This window comes from Pseudoalteromonas sp., assembly GCF_036960685.1.
GTDB lineage: Bacteria > Pseudomonadota > Gammaproteobacteria > Enterobacterales > Alteromonadaceae > Pseudoalteromonas.
In genome coordinates, this window is record NZ_JBALXK010000011.1 from 45,205 (window position 1) to 62,742 (window position 17,538).

A 17,538-nucleotide genomic window follows, 5' to 3' on the forward strand; every position below is an offset into this window, starting at 1 on the left:
TTCACATCATCTGTATTTAGCGTAAAATTAGCTTTTCATTTTAGTTAAATTAAAGAGATCAGCATGCAAATTAGCAAAAACTCGGCGGTTGAATTTCACTACACATTAAGTGAAGCAGGCGAGCAACTAGAAACAAGTACAGGCAGCGAGCCACTAACCTACATTCATGGCCTAGCAGGCATGCTTCCTGGCCTTGAAACTGCGCTTGAAGGTAAAGCCCCAGGCGATAGTTTCAGCGTTACGCTTGAGCCAAGTGAATCTTACGGTGAACGAGTTGATGATCTAATCCAACGCATTCCACTTAAACACCTCCAAGGTGACACTAAAGTGTGGAAACCAGGCATGACTGCGATGGTGAGCTCTAACCAAGGTCGCCATCAAGTAACGATTGTAAAAGTAGGTCGTTTTAATGCTGATTGTGATTTAAATCACCCATTTGCTGGTCGAACTCTGACTTTTGATGTGCAAGTACTCAGCGTACGTGAAGCAACCAGCGAAGAACTATCTCATGGTCATGTACATAGCGAAGGCGGCTGTGGCCACAACCACTAAGGAATTAGCATGTCAAAGGTTGCAATCGTAACAGGCGGCAGTAAAGGCATCGGCCGTGCTGTTGTTGAGCGTTTTTTAAATAACGGCTATCAAGTGCATAATCTGGATCTTGAAGCTGCTGATTTAGGCATTTGGCACCACTGTGATGTCAGTAATGTTAATGCTGTAAAGCAAGTTATTGCCGACATTGCCAGTCATTCAAAACGCATCGATGTGTTGGTATCGAATGCCGGTCGTCATTTAAGCGCTACCATTGAGAATACCGATGAAGCAACCTTTGATAGCTTATTTGCACTTAATGTAAAAGGTGCTTACGCAGCAATCCAAAGCGTATTACCGAGCATGAAAGCGCAACAACATGGGGCGATTATTTTAATTGCCTCTGATCAAGCCATTATTGGCAAAACCAATTCCTTTGCCTACAACTTAACCAAACATGCCCTCGCATCAATGGCAAAAACCACCGCACTTGATTACGCGCAATACAATATTCGTGCTAATGCTGTTTGCCCAGGCACCATAGAAACACCGCTATTTCATAATGCGATAGACGCATATTGCGCACGCAGTGGCGCAGATAAAGCAAGCATCGTAGCCGAAGAAGGTGCTTTACAACCGTTAGGTCGACTCGGCCAAGCTGATGAAGTAGCTGCCCTTGTTAACTTTTTAGCCAGTGACGATGCCAGTTTTATCACCGGCAGTTTGCAAACTATTGACGGTGGCTACACAGCGCAATGAGTGCACGAATTATAGACCCCCATGTACACTTTTTTAATTTAGCACAGGGGCAATATGATTGGTTACAAGGGAGCAACCCGGTCAGCTGGCCAAACTTAGCGACAATTAAAGCCCCCATAACTCCAGCTCAGCTCCAGCAACAAACTCAGTTTGAGCTTGCAGGCCTGGTACATATTGAGGCGGGCTATGATAATCAACAGCCAGTCAATGAATTGCATTGGTTAGCTGAACACTTAGCTGGGCAAAATTATAAAGCCGTCAGCTATGCCAATATTGACAGCCATCCCAACGATTTTAATAATGCAATTATTGCATTATCGCATCCAAGTTTAGTAGGCATTAGAGACATAACCGAAGGCACTGATGCCATGCGCTTAAGTAATTCTTATTGCCTAGAAAATTTAGCGCAATTAAGCGCTCATCAATTAATTTTTGAAGCACAATTTGCAATTGAAAACCTCGTAATTACACAGCAAATTGTGAATTATTGCCGCCAACTTCCACATCTGCAGATTGTGATCAACCATGCGGGCTTGCCGAGTGACTTACAGCTTTGGCAACAAGGCATTAGCCAACTAGCACAAATAGCCAATTGCAGGATCAAATTTTCAGGATTTGAATTATTCCCAGCACTGACTCAAACCCAGCAACAACAGTGCTTTGATTTTATTATTAAACACTTTGGAATACAGCGAGTAATGTTTGCCAGTAACTTCCCAGTGTGCCAAATCAATACACGTTACCAACAATGTTGGCAAAGCCATTTCAAACGTTGCACGAGCGATAACATGTGGTCACAACTAAGCTACAAAAACGCATTGTACTGCTATCAAGTTTAATTAAAACCCGCTATATTTAAGCCATGTTGTATAAAAATAAAGTATCAATATGGCTATTTCATCAACAAATAAATTTGCGTTAGGAGTTGTTAATCTCTCATTACTAGCACTGCTCGTCGGCTGTGGTGGCGGTAGCTCGATGACAGATAACAACACGGATACAGGAACTAGCATCAGCTGGACTCAAGGTGTATTTCAACCATCAGGCAACTTTGATCAACAATGCCAAGCATTAAACGAAAAACATTGGCTGCGTTCTTGGAGTAACGAAACGTATCTTTGGTATGACGAAATTATTGATCGCGATCCAGCACTCACACCGACTGTTAGTGAATACTTTGCTTTACTAAAAACAGAACAAATTACCGATTCTGGTGCAAAAAAAGATAACTTTCATTCCAGCCTACCTACTGCAGAATGGGAAGCACAAAGCCAATCAGGAGTGACCTTTGGTTATGGCTTTAAAATAAAATTGATAAGCGCATCAGCGCCACGTCAAGGGGTGATCAGTTACACAGAGCCGAACTCCCCAGCTAGCAACCAAAACCTTGCTCGTGGCTTTGAGATTTTAGAAGTCGACGGCGTTGATTTTATCAATGCGTCAACCCAAGCAGAAGTCGATACCCTCAACGCAGGTTTATTTCCAAGTCAAACGGGTAAAAGCACCACTTTTTTGTTCAAAGACATTAATACCGATGAAACCCGTGAGGTAACCTTAAACTCGCAAACAATCACCTCACAGCCTGTCACAAACGTAAAAACACTGGCCGATGGGGCTGTGGGTTATTTTCAATTTAACAGCCACAATGCGATTGCTGAAAAGCCACTTTTTGATGCCTTCAATAATCTAAAAGCCAGTAATGTCACTGATTTAATTATTGATATTCGTTACAACGGCGGTGGTTTTTTACAAATGGCAAGCCAAGTTGCTTACATGATCGCAGGGTCTGCGAATACCAATGGCAAAATTTTTGAAAAAACTATTTTCAACGACCAACACCCAACCTTTAACCCTGTTACTGGGCAGCGTTTGGAGCCTGTGATGTTCACTGATGAATTTGTTGGCTTTGCCGATAACCCGGCATTAATACCAGGTACACCATTACCAAGCCTTAATTTAGAGCGCGTTTATTTATTAACCACTGCTAGTACCTGCTCAGCCAGTGAAGCGATTATGAACGGCCTACGCGGCGCTGATATTGAAGTTATTCAAATTGGCGCTGGCACTTGTGGCAAACCTTATGGATTTTACGCCACAGATAACTGTGATACCACGTACTTTAGCATTCAATTTACTGGCGAAAACAATAAGGGTTTTGGCGAATATGCAGATGGTTTCGCACCACAAAACACTAATAATACTCCTCGTCAACCAGTGCTCATTGATGGCTGTGCGGTAGCTGATGACTTTAGCCACCAGCTAGGTGACCCTGAAGAAGCCATGCTTAAAGCGGCATTAGATTATCGTCAAAGCGGTAGCTGCCCTGTTGCCAGCTCAATTGCGAGTAAGCAAGGTTTTGCACCCGCCCGCTTTAGCGACACGCCAGCCGTACAAGATACGCGTGCAGCTGCATTGGCTGAACAGAACAAAATATTACCAAGGTAATAAGCTATTATGGTCACTACAATGCTAAACAAAAAAGTATTCTTTATGGTCGCATCATTATTGCTGCTATATGGCTGTACAACAGCAGAAACGGCAACCCCAAAGTTACAACATGCGCTGCTTACAAAACCGCAAAGTGAACTTATTGCACAGGGCATTGTTCGCCTGATGCGTACTGAGAATATTGCAGTCGCTGATGACGTATTTATGCAACGTAGTTTAATGGTGGTCGATAACGTAACTAAAACTGATGAACTTGGTAACCCAATTATGGGCAAGCAACTCAATATGCCAGACCGTTATGAACTACTTATTAAAAATGATCTATGTTTTGTTAGGCATTTAGACAGTAAGGCCACAGAGCCATTACCGGATGTGAAATGTAAGGTGAATTATAACTAGGTTCTAGTTTTAGGTTCTAGGTTCTAGGTTCTAGGAAAACTTTAAGCTTGTTAAAGGTCAAAGTAAATCATCGCTATGAGTAGCGAGCTAAATTTAGCTCGCTACTCATAGCTCGCGACTCGTTTATTTTATTTCTACACGTTGCGAGCGCATCACTATTTCGTCGTTCAGCTCAATACCAATACCTGGCTCTTCTGATACTTCAAAGAAGCCATTTTTAGGTTGTGGATCTTGCAGGCATAACTCACGGTTCCACTTTTTAATCGCATAAGTGTGATGCTCATGAATTAAGAAGTTAGGAATAGCGGTTTCTAAATGTAATGACGCTGCCGTTGCCACTGGACCACCACATACGTGAGCCTGAATACGCACGTCAAAAATATCGGCATAATCACAGACTTTTTTGGTTTCAGTAAAGCCACCACATAAACCAATATCTGGTTGTAGCACATTAATGCTTTGATCTTCTAAATAAGGGCGTACACCCCAACGATTATATAAACGCTCACCACCAGCAATAGGCACTGCTACTTTGTCAGCTACTTTGGCATGCAGTGAATGATTTAAATAGTTCACTGGCTCTTCATAGAACATGCAATCGAACTCTTTGGCAATTTCACCAATTTGAATTGCTGATGTCACACCCGGTAAGCTGTGACATTCGAAAATAATATCGACTTCATCACCCACCGCCTCACGAATAGCTTGCATGCGCGCACGGTATAATTTCATTTCCGCGCGAGAAATAATATTTGTGCGGTCGTAATAAGTATTGCCATCTTTATCGTACTGGATCGGATCAACTTTAACGGCATCGTAGCCTTCAGCCACGGCTTTTAATGCCGCTTCTGCGTACTCTTGTGGATGAACAAGCGCTTTGAACTCACTGTCCCAGTCAAACTGTAGTTGTGATGCATAAGTACGTAGCTTGTCGTTTACTTTACCACCAAGTAACTGATACACCGGTAAACCCAATGATTTACCTTTAATATCCCACAGAGCAGTATCAATCGCACTCATTGCAGCATAAACCACCGGACCGCCGCCTAAGCCCCAAAAGCTTTCACGTAGCATACGCGACCATAACTTTTCTGTTTGGAATGGGTCGTGACCAATTAAAAAAGCGTCAGCCATTTCTTTGATCATAGCAGCTGCTGCGCTGTGACCTAAATCATACGCAAGGCCTGCTTCGCCAACGCCGCTAATACCTTCGTCAGTATGAATACGAACAAATACCGGTGTCCAAGCTGGTCTGTCTGGACAATGGATATCAAACACTTCAACGCGATTAACTTTCATAAAATTCCTTATTAACCAGAGCTTGGTTATTTTGCAAAATTAGCATCAAGTCGATACGCTTTACGCAGCATTGCAGGCCAGGCTAGTTGCCCGCCGGTGCTGCCACTGTGCACTACGTTCGCTTGATTATAAATATTATCTATTATCGCTTGTGGTACCGGTGTAACTGCTTGGCCACTGGCTTGCAGAGCAAGCTGAATTTCACAGGCACGCTGCAAATCATAAAAACGCATAAACGCATCGCCAACCGTGGGCCCAACAGTTAAGCCACCATGATTGACCAATAACATATGATTGGTATTAGCTAAGTCATCTTGCAGACGTTTTTTTTCATCATTATTGACCGCTAAACCCTCATAGCCATGATAAGACAACGACGGTAGCGAGAACATTGAATATTGGCTCAATGGCAGCAAACCATTTTGCTGCGTCGCAACGGCTATGGTTTCTTTAGTATGCAAATGGATGACGCAATGGGCGTCTTCACGCACTTCATGAATTGCACTATGAATTGTGAACCCCGCGGGGTTAATCGCAAATGGCGTGTCATCTAAAATATTACCGTCTAAATCCACTTTCACTAAATTAGAGGCGGTTACTTCATCAAAAGTGAGACCAAACGCATTAACTAAATAATGATCCGTACCCGGTAAACGCGCTGATAAATGTGTGTATATCAAATCACCCCAACGAAAATGCTCAACCAACCGATAGCAGGCGGCTAAATCAACCCGCAACTGCCATTCTTGGGCTGATACTTTATTTTTTAAATCAAGCTGTGGTAATTCAAACATTGCAATGCCTTTTACATACGTGCCATTAACACGAAATAGATGGATAGAAGTCTAAAGTAGTGTGCGAGGATGATCAATCTTTAAAATAAAACAGCCACACCAAATGGTGTGGCTGTTTACTGCGAGTTAAGTAGGTAACTCGCGTTTAGCAAAATTATTTTACGTTTGCTAAATAATCTGCAATTGCGACCATTTCTTCTTCAGTTACATTCGCAACCATCGCTTTCATCGCAGCTGCCATACCATTACTGCGCGCGCCTGACTTAATGTCTTTCATTTGCGCTACTAAGTAGTCTTTGTTCTGACCGTTTAATTTTGGATACATTGCCATGATCGGTGCTTTACCTTCAGGACCGTGACAAGTCTGGCATAGTTTTGCAGTGTAAAGCGCAGCGCCATCAGCAGCTAAGCTATTAAATGACACACTTGCAGCCATAGTGAGACTTGCACCTAAGAGTAATTTTGTTATCTTGCTCATTGTATTCTCTCTTCTTTTTGACGGTTTATAAAAATTATTGCTCTAATTGTAGACCATAATGACAGATCTTTGCACATAACTAATGTACGTTATTTATACACCGGGTAGATCACCAAACACACTGTTCAAATTAGCTGTTAGGCTACCAAACTAAATCATCTGGTACTTCAAAATCGGCATAAGGATCATCGTCATCTTTGCCTTTATCTTCAGGTTCAACATGAAACACTATGTACTTTTCATCAACTTCTGCCACTTTACGTGCGGGTTCATCTTCAAGTACAAAAAACTGCCCTTCTAAAACACAAATAGCGAGCCGGCCACCTGATAAAGCCTTTTGGGTTTTTTCGTTTACGTCTAACTCTTTTACTTTATTTTCATAAGTAAAATTAAAAGTACGCTCCCCACGAATAGAATCTTGATTATGATGCTCTAATATTTGCTTAACACGAGCGACCTGTTCACGCTGTTTTAACTCAGCTTGGCGTGTTTGGTTTAACTCTTCAGCTTTTTTCTGCTGCTCAAGCTTTGTTTGCTGGATATGCTTTTGCAGATCACTAGGGTTACTCGTTGCCCCTTTCTTTGGCTTTTTTTGTTGCTTGCGTTTTTCACTTTTAGCAACTTTAGCTTTATGTGATGTGGTTAATCCTGCTTGTAGCAATTGGTCTTGTAATGAACCCATGGCTTTGTTCCATTAAAAACTGATATTAGCTTTATTTTATACCCAAACCACCAATTAAAACAAATCATAGTGCTGTGGCCATTAATCTAGCAAAGTGTTGTGATTACAAAGCTGATTTAGCGCAATAAATGATGATTTACAAAGAAAAAATTTAACTTGATTGAATTTACTAGCAATCAGGTTAAGCTGTGGTTTTTGTAGTAGGGCCAATAGTATGCGCTTGGGTCATTTATTAGTTTGCTCACTGTTTATTTTTTTTGTGCTGTATGCACCACAGCCATTGCTTGGCTTATTTGCGGAGCAATTTTCGGTCAGTCCTGCCACCGCAGGTAGCTTGATGACGGCAACGATGATCCCATTAGCCGTGGCTCCTTTGGTATATGGTTTATTACTAGCGAAACGCAATCCACTGAGTATTCTTCGTTACGCCATGATATTACTTGCTGTTACCTGCAATGCTTTTGCCTATGCACCCAGTTTTGAGTTATTACTGTTACTGCGGTTTTTACAAGGTTTAACCTTACCTGCGGCACTTACCGCGATGACCACTTATATTGGCAGTACTTATCAAGCTGATCAATTGCAAAAAAATATGACTTTCTACATAGGTAGCACCATAGCTGGGGGTTACTTTGGCCGTGTACTCGCCGCAATATTTGCAGATTTATGGACCTGGCAAAGCTTTTATTTCTTGATTGCTGCTGGTTTGATAAGCTCTGCTGTATGTATTCCACGCCACCAAGTCGCTATTGTTAGTAATACGCTTTCACCGCTCAATTATTTAAAGCAACTTGCAAATGCTACGGTGTTGAAATTATATGGCGCTGTGTTTTGTATGTTTTTTTGCTTTGCTGCGTTATTAAATTATTTGCCATTTATTTTGCGCGATACCTTTTTAATTACTAATACTCGCGATATCGGCTTAGTTTATAGTGGCTATTTAATCGGCGCGCTCGCCTCTATTGCCACCCCTTGGTTATTAAGAAAAAGTATTTCGCCATGGCATTTATTGTCAGCGATATTTATTTTTTATAGCACTACACTGGTATTTTTAATGAGTTCGCAATTGATAATATTTCTACTGGCGTTCACGGGCTTTTGTGGAGCGATGTTTATCATTCATTCAACAGCGGCACCGCTGGTTAATAAAATCAGTATCGCCCCGGCCAGCGTGACCAATGGCGCTTATGTGTCGTTTTATTACAGTGGCGGCGCGTTAGGTTCGTTTATACCGGGCTTGGTTTACCAACAATATGGCCATGTCGCATTTATGGCCTCATTGTTATTGGTGTGTTTATGTGGCTTAGTTTTAGTTACTGCGGGTTATTTAGCGGGTAAAAAAACGACCTTAGGCTGATGCCCTGTTGCTATAAAAAAGCGCTCTAAATCCGCTTTTTGTAATAGCCAGGTTGCAGTGTTTTCGAACGGGTGACAATGGAATAAATCCCCAAACCAAATATCTTGATCTAACCATAGGGTGACATTGTTTTGCTTGTCGTTCATTAATGCCAGCATCGAGACACACCCAGGCGCGACTTTTAAAAATCGCGCTAAACGCTCATTTGAGGCAAAGCCTAATCGTGATAACCCTTGGTATTTTGCCAATGCTTTTAAATCTAACTGCTTGTCATGGGCTGTGATCACTAAAAAATGGTTTTTTCCTTCGTTGTCACGCAGAAATAAATTTTTCAGCCGCGTACCTGGGCGCTCTATCATTAATTCATCAGCAGTAAGACTGCCATGTAATGCAGGGTGCTCAATCACATCATAGCTAATCTGTAAATGCGCTAACAACGCTGTTAACTTAGTTTTATCCGCCAACATTTATAAGCAATGCCCCCTTAATTGCACGCTTAGATCTCGCCATACAACATCGTTTATTTCGTACTTGTCGTTACAGTATTGCGTTGTTTTTAGCTCTTGTTGCAATAATTCTACGGCTTGGTCTTCTAACTCTAGCTTTAAGCTATTCGATTCTTCAAAATACTCTTGTTCTGCAAAGTTTTTAAACTCACTGCGAGTGAGTGGTCGATCTAGGTTTAAACTTTTTCGACTATTCGCTTTAACCGACACTACATAGGCAAAAATTTTATTACCTTGGTCATCTAACTTAGTATGTAATTGCTTGTTATTAATTTCAAAAGGCGGCTCATCATTTTGACTTGCGCATCCGCAAAGCATAACGAGCAGGATCAATGCGTATTTTTTCATTTTTAAGGTCTTTTTGCTATCCAGTGACAGCTAGTCTATCAAAAATACGTTACTTGCGTAAAAATTCGCAAAATATATAAAAAATGCTTGACCAAATTTAGAAATCTCATTAAAGTTCGTCCCGCTTGAAAGGGAATCTCAAGTGGGTTACGAAATTCGTAACTTTAGGAATGTGGGGCTATAGCTCAGCTGGGAGAGCGCCTGCCTTGCACGCAGGAGGTCAGCAGTTCGATCCTGCTTAGCTCCACCACTTTCCTAACTTTTCACACAAACATACCCTCTATTATCTACTCTGATAAAATAACTTAAATCTTTATTAATATCTTTTTATTTGCAGCTTGTTAGTTAGCTAAGTGAAAGCTTACTCTACTTATAGCCAGACATAAAAAATCGGCTCTAACATATGCTAGAACCGACTAATTTTATAAATCTTATATTTCAACGCTTTATACCAATCGGCTTAAATATTTAACCATTCTAGCGAGCTAAAATGGTCAGTAACTTAACACGATTAGTATTACAGAGTATTATTCGCGAATTTGACCTTCGCCGTTCACTAAGTACTTTTCAGTTGTTAGTGACTCTAAGCCCATTGGACCGTAAGCGTGTAATTTTGATGTTGCGATACCAATCTCTGCACCTAAGCCCAACTGCGAGCCATCTGAGAAGCGTGATGACGCATTAACCATCACTACTGAGGCATCTACACTGCGTTGGAACAACTTTGCCGCTGCGTCATTTTTAGTACAAATAACTTCGGTATGATTTGAACCAAATTGTGCGATATGCTCAATGGCACCAGCAAAGTCTGGCACTACACGAATGGCAATTTCTAAATCAAGGTACTCTTCACCAAACTGCTCTGGTGTAAGCACTGTTGCTTCATCAAAATATTGTGCGGCTTGGCTATCGGCGTTAATTTTTACACCTTCTTGGCGTAATACAACGGCACACAAGTTTAAAAACTCATCTGCAATATCTTGGTGTACTACTAAACCTTCTAGTGCATTACAAACGCCAGTACGCTGAGTTTTACCATTGAGTAATAAATTAATCGCTACTTCTAAATCAGCGTCTTTATCCACATACAAATGGCACACGCCTTTAAAGTGTTGGATCACAGGTATGGTACTGTTGTCCGTTACAAAATTAATTAAACCTTCGCCACCACGTGGAATGATTAAATCAATACTGTCGCGTTGCTGCATTAGCTCCATTAACAATGCACGGTCAGGATCTGGGATCACTGAAATAAGCGCTGCTGGTAGATTATGCTGCTCTAACACTTGATGCATGACACTTGCGATGGCTTGTGAGCTTTTTAATGCTTCTTTACCGCCACGTAAAATCACACCGTTACCTGATTTAAAACACAAGGCGCCAGCGTCAGCGGTTACATTTGGACGCGCTTCATAAATCATGCACACCACACCTAGCGGTACGCGCATTTTACGAATTTTAATACCATTTGGGCGCTCTGTGATGTCACGTAATTGACCCACTGGATCGTCAAGACTGACAATCACTTCAATGCCTTCGGCCATCGCTTCAATACGCTCATCATTTAGCGTTAAACGGTCTATCATCGACGCTGCTAAATTATTATCGCGTGCAGCAGCTAAGTCACTTTCGTTTTCTTTAATAATAAATGCTTTTTGCTGGCGTAATGCTGCCGCCATATCCAGTAGCACCTGATTTTTGGTCTCGGTATCGAGTAAGGCTAACTGGTGTGCAGCTTTGGCTGCTTGACGTGAAATATCTGTAATTAAACTCATGACTTCTCCAATAATGCGATATCTTTCTCTGAAATAACGGGACCGATCGAATCTTGCATTTTGTCGCTAAATTCGCTTTGTTCGTTATCAGCTATAAAATTCAATAAACAGCTACTGTAATTTGCCGTTGCTTTGGCTAATCGAGTGCCGTCGTTGCTGCGGACTAAAATAGTATCACCAACGGCAAATTCACCATGTACGGCAACAATTTCATCACCACGGATACAACCCGTTTCGCCCTCTAAAGATTCATCGTATGAACCAGCTACAACGACTTCACCTTGCTCACTTGCAGTATGTGTCATCCAATGAACAGCTTCTTGCATTGGTTTTTCATACGGTAAGAAAATAGTACCTGGGTTTTCACCCTCGAGCAGTTTTGTAAACGTCTGCTCTTTAAAACCATTAATAATATAAGTAGTGATACCATGTGAAGTGGCTTTTTCTGCCGCTTCTATTTTCGTTTTCATACCACCGGTGCCAACTGCACTGGTAGCACATCCTGCCATAGCATAGATTGAATCATCAATTGATTTAATTTCAGGCAGTAACACGGCATCATCATGTAGATTAGGGTTCTTATCATAAAGCCCATCTACGTCTGAAAAAATCATTAATGCATCAGCATCTGCAGCCGCTGCCACCATTGCTGATAAATTATCGTTATCACCCACTTTTAAATCATCAGTGGTCACCGTATCATTTTCGTTCATGATAGGTAGCACACCATGGTCAAGTAAGGTAAATACGGTTTCTCGAATACTTTCGTAACGCTCACGGTCACGTAAATCACCATGAGTTAATAAAATTTGTGCCGATGGGAAATCAAAAAAGCGGTCCCACATTGCCATCATTTCTGTTTGGCCTGCCGCAGCCATGGCTTTTTTCATTGTCACAGTTCGTTCCTGTGTCTTCGGAAATAAATGCGCGCCAGCAGCCACTGAACCTGACGAAACTAAAATCACTTCAATGCCTTGACTACGACAACGAACAATAAACTGAGCGATGGTTAATAAATAGCGTGAGCGGCAGCCATCTTGATCGGGTGCAATTAATGCGCTACCTACTTTTAATACGATACGTCGCCAATTTAACTTTTGCATAAATGTTCAACTTTCCATTTTAACTGTGTCTTACCCTAATTGGATAAGTATGAAAACAATCACCTAGCATAATACTAGGTTACGAGTTAACAATTTGTACTTGTCATTTTACTCTTTTTTTAATCAGCACTTTTTAACACTCAGCCAAATACATTTACTCAGTATATAAACTAAGCAGCAGATATAGCATAACTCTGGCCCAATCATTAAGACCGAACAGTTATAAAGTAAATAAAAAAGTGTTGTTTATGCATCGCTGTAAAAAGCTGTGTGAGGCTTTTTTATTAACAACATACATAGAGCCTCTAGAGTCTGGTACACCAACAGATAGGGTGATGACTCAAGGACCGAGATTTGCTCACCACGATGGGTGTCAAATATTGAGTAAGCAACAGTTCAACTCAAACTATATAAATCACAACTAAGTAATTTTGTTCAAATTAACTCACTGCTAAAAACGAGTAAAAATATACAAATTGTGTTCAAAACAATTAAAAATTAATTTTTAAGCATATAGATATAGTAACCTCAATCTAAGTCATTGAAATGATGAACAACTTAAAAATAACTATATGTATTCGCTTAGACCTAAAAAATAACTAATTAGATGACTAATTGTTTGAACACTAACTATAATACGCTAATTTTAGCCTAGAGATCAAGGCTACATTTCATCCGATTGGCTTATAATTTCCACTATATAAATTTAAAGCTTTTATTTTTCATTAGGTTAAACTAACATTTAGTCATTACGATTATTTCAAAATCAGTTAATTATCATTTATTCCACAAATAAGTTCATAAACAGCTAAAATTCTATTAGGAAAAAATAACATACACGTGTATACCCCTGTATTATTGGTTTCATTAGCTATATCCTAATCGCAGTAATAAATAAGGAATACTTCATCTATGTCAGCTATTTATATCGCAGGGATCGCTCTATGCTCGGTTCTCGCCCAATGGATAGCCTGGGCTTTTCGTGTCCCAGCTATTTTATTTTTGTTACTTACAGGCCTACTACTAGGCCCTGCTACCGGTATGTTAGACCCAGATGCACTACTAGGTGATCTGCTGTTTCCGGTAGTGTCACTTAGTGTTGCCGTTATTTTATTTGAAGGTTCACTCACCCTGCACTTTCGTGAACTTAAAGGCATTGGCAAGGTAGTTCGCAATCTGTGTTCAATTGGCATGATTGCCACCTGTATAATAATCAGTCTAAGTGCATATTGGATTTTAGAGTTAAATTGGCGTGTTGCCGCAGTACTTGGCGCTGTATTAGTTGTAACTGGCCCAACGGTCATAGCTCCACTATTGAACTCAATGCGACCAACTCAAGACATAGACCGTATCTTGCGCTGGGAAGGCATCGTTATCGATCCAATTGGTGCCTTGTTTGCGGTGCTTGTATTCGAAGCCGTTATGCTGGTCGGACAAGGTGAAGTGTTTTTACACACCATTATCGCATTATTTAAAACCTTAGGTGTGGGCTTATCTATTGGTGTGGTTGCTGGCTGGTTAACGACATTGTTGATCCGTAGAGAGTGGCTACCATTTGAATTGCATAAATTCGGCATCTTAGCGCTGGTACTCATTAGCTTTACTGTTTCTAATCATTTAAGCCATGAGTCAGGTTTATTAGCGGTCACAGTGTTCGGTATTTGGCTTGCAAACCAAGACGATTTAGAAATTGATTCTGTCCTTGAGTTTAAAGAAGATCTTTCTATGATCTTAATTTCGACTTTATTTATCTTACTTGCTGCGCGTTTAGAGCTCTCTGATTTAATGATGCTGGATGCTGATGTATTTATCTTTTTAGCGATAGTACTGTTTGTTGCGCGCCCGCTGTGTATTGCTATTTCAACTTATGGCACTGAACTGCCGATAAAATCTCGTTTAGTGTTGGCTTGGATCGCACCGCGCGGGATTGTTGCCGCTGCGGTGGGCTCGGTATTTGCGTTGAGTATGATGGAAGCTGGTGTCGCTGACGCTGAAAAAATCGTACCGCTGATCTTTACCGTGATCATTATTACAGTGGTGCTGCAAAGTTTAACCGCGATTCCTGTGGCTAAATTATTAGGAGTACGTCAACCTTCGCCAAACACCATTTTGATCATCGGTGCCAACCATGTCGCTCGCGCTATTGCATGTGGTCTGAAAGAGCAAAATATTCCCGTGCATTTATCAGATCCCGCATGGGAAAACTGCCGTATGGCACGTATGGATGGCCTTGCTTGTTACTATGGTAACCCGCAATCAGAGCATGCCGAGCGTTATCTACCACTTACCACAATTCGCAGTGTTATGGCGCTATCACCAAATCGCCATCATAACGCGTTAGGTGTACAGTACTTTTCGCATTTATTGAATGAGAAAAACGTGTTTTCACTACGCTCTTCAACCTCCCATGCGAAAGCAAATAAAGACAGTGCAACGTTTTTATCGCGTCAAATACTCTTTGGCGACAGTGGCTCATATGCCCGCTTAAGTAGCTTGATTGCCAAAGGCGGTAAGGTCAGTGCGACACGCATTTCTGAAGAGTTTAGCTGGGAAAAGTATCAAGAGATGAACAGCGATGCGATCCCATTATTTATTCTCAATGGGGATAAAGATAGCGATGATGATTCGCCAGTAAAACTGCGACCATTTACGATAAATATGGAAAAACCACCACAACAAGGTGAGCGTGTTGTGGCGATGCTACCACCTAAAATGTCGGTGTTAAAAGATCCAAACAACGGCAAAAGCAAAGAGCCAAAAGAAATAAAAGAGTAAACTAAAAGGGCTAGGTGTTACACCTAGCCCTTTTACTTTCAACTTGCTAACTTTACCCTTTCTAACTCGCTAACTAACTCACATCTACATCGGCAAACGCGCCCGAGCGACGACACTATCAGGCATTTTTTGTGCAAGCTGAGCGAGTGATCGTTCTATTTTTTTATGCGTGGCTTTATCAGCCACCATGGCATGAAATAGCCAACGGTAAGCATCTTCATAATCACGAGGGCTGCCAAAACCTTGGTTAAATAAATTAACTAAGCGTAATTGTGCTTTTAAATTACCTTGTGATGAAGCTTCACGCAGATAGGTTACAGCCAGTGCTTTATCTTTTTGCACAAGCCGACCAGTATCATAGTAACGTCCAAGCTGCTCTAATGCCGCCGCTAAGCCTTGCTGAGCGGCTTGGCGCATATAATACACACCTAACTCTACATTACGGTCAACACACACCGCGTAAGCAAGCATATCGCCATATAGGAATTGATAAGAAGGCAGTGCCATTTTATTGGCTCGCGCTTCGATATCTTGCACTAACTGGCAATCATCTGCCTTTACACGGGCTAAATGGGTATTTTTATTGATCAGTGCTAACAGCTCGGTCTCAGTGTACAAAGGTACTGCGGCTATTGGTTCTTCCGCTTTAGCGTGGCTTGTCAATAATATACAGAGCGGCACTAATGATAAACAAGATAACAAACGCATTTAGGTCACTTTAATTAAAAACCATCTTGCTAAAGTTTATACAAAGATCGTTCCAGAATGAAATTTATCCATGCTTATTTTAATAAAGCTGAAAAATAGCCACAAAAAAAGCTGCACTAGGCAGCTTTTTTAGCACTATTGGTGATTATGCAAATGGGTTGCGTAATACCATAGTTTCTACACGATCAGGGCCGGTAGAAATAATATCAACAGGTACACCGGTGATTTCTTCAATACGCTTGATATAATCTAAAGCTGCTTGTGGTAACTGATCAACAGAGGTAGCACCTACTGTGTTCTCAGACCAACCTGGCATTTCTTCATATACAGGGGTTACTTTCTCATAACCTTCAGCGGCAAGTGGCGTTACGTTAGTAACAGTGCCATCTTCAAGTTGGTAACCAATACAAATTTTAAGCGTTTCTAAACCATCTAAAACATCTAGTTTAGTTAAGCAGAAACCTGTGATCGAGTTAATTTGCACTGCGCGGCGCATTGCCACAGCATCTAACCAACCAGTACGACGTAGGCGACCTGTTGTAGCACCAAACTCATGGCCAACAGTACCTAAGTGCTTACCTACTGGGTCTTGTTTTTCAAGGCCATCGTAAAGCTCTGTAGGGAAAGGACCAGAACCAACACGCGTGGTGTAAGCTTTGATAATACCCAGTACGTAATCAAGGTTTAATGGACCAAAACCTGCACCTGTCGCAACACCACCGGCAGTGGTATTTGAAGATGTAACATACGGGTAAGTACCGTGATCGATATCAAGTAATGTACCTTGTGCACCTTCAAACAAGATGTTGTCGCCAGCAAGACGAGTTTGATCAAGTAATTCAGTAACATCAACAACCATTGCTTTAAGGATATCCGCAACAGCCATTGCATCATCAAAAGTCTGTTGGAAATCAACTGCATCTACTTTGTAGTAGTTAACTAATGTGAAGTTATGGTATTCCAATACTTCTTTAAGTTTTGCAGCAAATAGCTCAGGGTTGAATAAATCACCGATACGTAAACCACGACGGGCAACTTTATCTTCATACGCTGGACCAATACCACGACCCGTTGTACCGATAGCTTTATTACCGCGTGCTTTTTCACGGGCTACATCTAATGCGATGTGGAAAGGCAAAATTAGCGGACATGCTTCGCTTATTAATAAACGCTCGCGTACTGGTACGCCGCGTTCTTCAAGCATGCCAATCTCTTTCATTAGCGCTTCTGGTGAAACTACAACACCATTACCAATCACACATTTAACATTGTCACGTAATACACCCGATGGAATAAGGTGTAAAACTGTCTTTTCACCGCCGATAACTAAAGTGTGACCTGCGTTATGGCCACCTTGGTAACGAACTACTAAAGATGCTTTGTCTGTAAGGAGGTCAACTACCTTACCCTTACCTTCGTCACCCCATTGGGTGCCTAATACAACAACGTTTTTACCCATTGTAAATTCACTTAGAAAAAATTAGGACGAGATTTTACCAGAAAATAAGGGCAAAGATCACCCCGTTTAGGTTATTTTTTCTGCTTGATCATTTAACGACCACTACAATAAAAATTA

The 17,538-nt window shown here is 41.2% G+C and carries 17 protein-coding genes and 1 tRNA gene; 8 read left to right on the forward strand and 10 right to left on the reverse strand.

The features are described from left to right. Window positions 1-63: 63 nt before the first annotated feature. Genes V7783_RS10900 through V7783_RS10920 form a run of 5 tightly spaced genes read left to right on the forward strand, consistent with a single transcriptional unit; the run spans window position 64 to window position 4,137 of the window. The gene (locus V7783_RS10900) at window positions 64-552 is read left to right on the forward strand and encodes an FKBP-type peptidyl-prolyl cis-trans isomerase (protein WP_335678734.1); all 489 of its coding nucleotides are present in this window, start codon (window positions 64-66) and stop codon (window positions 550-552) included. Between the two features lie 9 nt (window positions 553-561). Continuing rightward, window positions 562-1,290 (forward strand): SDR family NAD(P)-dependent oxidoreductase, encoded by a 729-nt coding sequence (locus tag V7783_RS10905; RefSeq protein WP_335678735.1) that lies wholly within the window; start codon window positions 562-564, stop codon window positions 1,288-1,290. Continuing rightward, on the forward strand, window positions 1,287-2,129 hold the full coding sequence (locus tag V7783_RS10910; RefSeq protein WP_335678736.1) for an amidohydrolase family protein: 843 nt from the start codon (window positions 1,287-1,289) through the stop codon (window positions 2,127-2,129). Before V7783_RS10905 ends, V7783_RS10910 begins: the two co-directional genes overlap by 4 nt. Window positions 2,130-2,178: 49 nt before the next feature. Next, window positions 2,179-3,735, forward strand: a complete 1,557-nt coding sequence (locus tag V7783_RS10915; RefSeq protein WP_335678737.1) for a S41 family peptidase — start codon at window positions 2,179-2,181, stop codon at window positions 3,733-3,735. Window positions 3,736-3,756: 21 nt separating this feature from the next. Further along, the gene (locus tag V7783_RS10920) at window positions 3,757-4,137 is read left to right on the forward strand and encodes a hypothetical protein (protein WP_335678738.1); all 381 of its coding nucleotides are present in this window, start codon (window positions 3,757-3,759) and stop codon (window positions 4,135-4,137) included. Window positions 4,138-4,260: 123 nt separating this feature from the next. Here V7783_RS10920 and V7783_RS10925 read toward each other — a convergent pair whose 3' ends face one another. The 4 genes from V7783_RS10925 to V7783_RS10940 form a co-directional block, all read right to left on the reverse strand. Beyond that, window positions 4,261-5,436 carry a mandelate racemase/muconate lactonizing enzyme family protein gene (locus V7783_RS10925; RefSeq protein WP_335678739.1) on the reverse strand — a complete coding sequence of 392 codons (1,176 nt, stop codon included), beginning with the start codon at window positions 5,434-5,436 and terminating at the stop codon, window positions 4,261-4,263. A 26-nt stretch (window positions 5,437-5,462) separates the two neighbouring features. After that, complete coding sequence (locus tag V7783_RS10930) at window positions 5,463-6,230, reverse strand: class II aldolase/adducin family protein (RefSeq protein WP_335678740.1); 768 nt, start codon at window positions 6,228-6,230, stop codon at window positions 5,463-5,465. A gap of 154 nt (window positions 6,231-6,384) precedes the next feature. Further along, a complete protein-coding gene (locus tag V7783_RS10935) occupies window positions 6,385-6,708 on the reverse strand; it encodes a c-type cytochrome (protein WP_335678741.1) in 324 nt (107 codons plus the stop codon). A 142-nt stretch (window positions 6,709-6,850) separates the two neighbouring features. Next, window positions 6,851-7,390 carry a DUF2058 domain-containing protein gene (locus tag V7783_RS10940; RefSeq protein ID WP_335678742.1) on the reverse strand — a complete coding sequence of 180 codons (540 nt, stop codon included), beginning with the start codon at window positions 7,388-7,390 and terminating at the stop codon, window positions 6,851-6,853. Window positions 7,391-7,604: 214 nt separating this feature from the next. On the opposite strand from V7783_RS10940, the gene V7783_RS10945 reads away from it, so the two are divergent. Next, window positions 7,605-8,747, forward strand: coding sequence for an MFS transporter (locus V7783_RS10945; protein ID WP_335678743.1), 1,143 nt, complete (start codon window positions 7,605-7,607; stop codon window positions 8,745-8,747). Here V7783_RS10945 and V7783_RS10950 read toward each other — a convergent pair. Continuing rightward, window positions 8,714-9,214, reverse strand: a complete 501-nt coding sequence (locus V7783_RS10950; RefSeq protein ID WP_335678744.1) for a prolyl-tRNA synthetase associated domain-containing protein — start codon at window positions 9,212-9,214, stop codon at window positions 8,714-8,716. The two genes, V7783_RS10945 and V7783_RS10950, sit on opposite strands and share 34 nt — an antisense overlap. Next, complete coding sequence (locus V7783_RS10955; RefSeq protein WP_335678745.1) at window positions 9,215-9,601, reverse strand: hypothetical protein; 387 nt, start codon at window positions 9,599-9,601, stop codon at window positions 9,215-9,217. Window positions 9,602-9,775: 174 nt separating this feature from the next. On the opposite strand from V7783_RS10955, the gene V7783_RS10960 reads away from it, so the two are divergent. Then, window positions 9,776-9,851, forward strand: a tRNA-Ala gene (locus tag V7783_RS10960). A 277-nt stretch (window positions 9,852-10,128) separates the two neighbouring features. On the opposite strand, the gene V7783_RS10965 is transcribed toward V7783_RS10960, so the two are convergent. Continuing rightward, the gene (locus V7783_RS10965; protein ID WP_335678746.1) at window positions 10,129-11,376 is read right to left on the reverse strand and encodes a glutamate-5-semialdehyde dehydrogenase; all 1,248 of its coding nucleotides are present in this window, start codon (window positions 11,374-11,376) and stop codon (window positions 10,129-10,131) included. After that, on the reverse strand, window positions 11,373-12,479 hold the full coding sequence (gene proB, locus V7783_RS10970; RefSeq protein ID WP_335678747.1) for a glutamate 5-kinase: 1,107 nt from the start codon (window positions 12,477-12,479) through the stop codon (window positions 11,373-11,375). The genes V7783_RS10965 and proB overlap by 4 nt, the downstream gene beginning before the upstream one ends. Before the next feature lie 912 nt (window positions 12,480-13,391). Between proB and V7783_RS10975 the strand changes: the two genes are divergently transcribed. Next, a complete protein-coding gene (locus V7783_RS10975) occupies window positions 13,392-15,254 on the forward strand; it encodes a cation:proton antiporter (RefSeq protein ID WP_335678748.1) in 1,863 nt (620 codons plus the stop codon). Window positions 15,255-15,338: 84 nt separating this feature from the next. Here the strand turns inward: V7783_RS10975 and V7783_RS10980 are convergent, their stop codons facing one another. Together V7783_RS10980 and V7783_RS10985 are read right to left on the reverse strand one after the other, a co-directional pair. Beyond that, the gene (locus V7783_RS10980) at window positions 15,339-15,962 is read right to left on the reverse strand and encodes a tetratricopeptide repeat protein (protein ID WP_335678749.1); all 624 of its coding nucleotides are present in this window, start codon (window positions 15,960-15,962) and stop codon (window positions 15,339-15,341) included. 145 nt (window positions 15,963-16,107) lie between these two features. After that, on the reverse strand, window positions 16,108-17,421 hold the full coding sequence (locus tag V7783_RS10985; RefSeq protein ID WP_335678750.1) for an adenylosuccinate synthase: 1,314 nt from the start codon (window positions 17,419-17,421) through the stop codon (window positions 16,108-16,110). Window positions 17,422-17,538 lie beyond the last annotated feature (117 nt).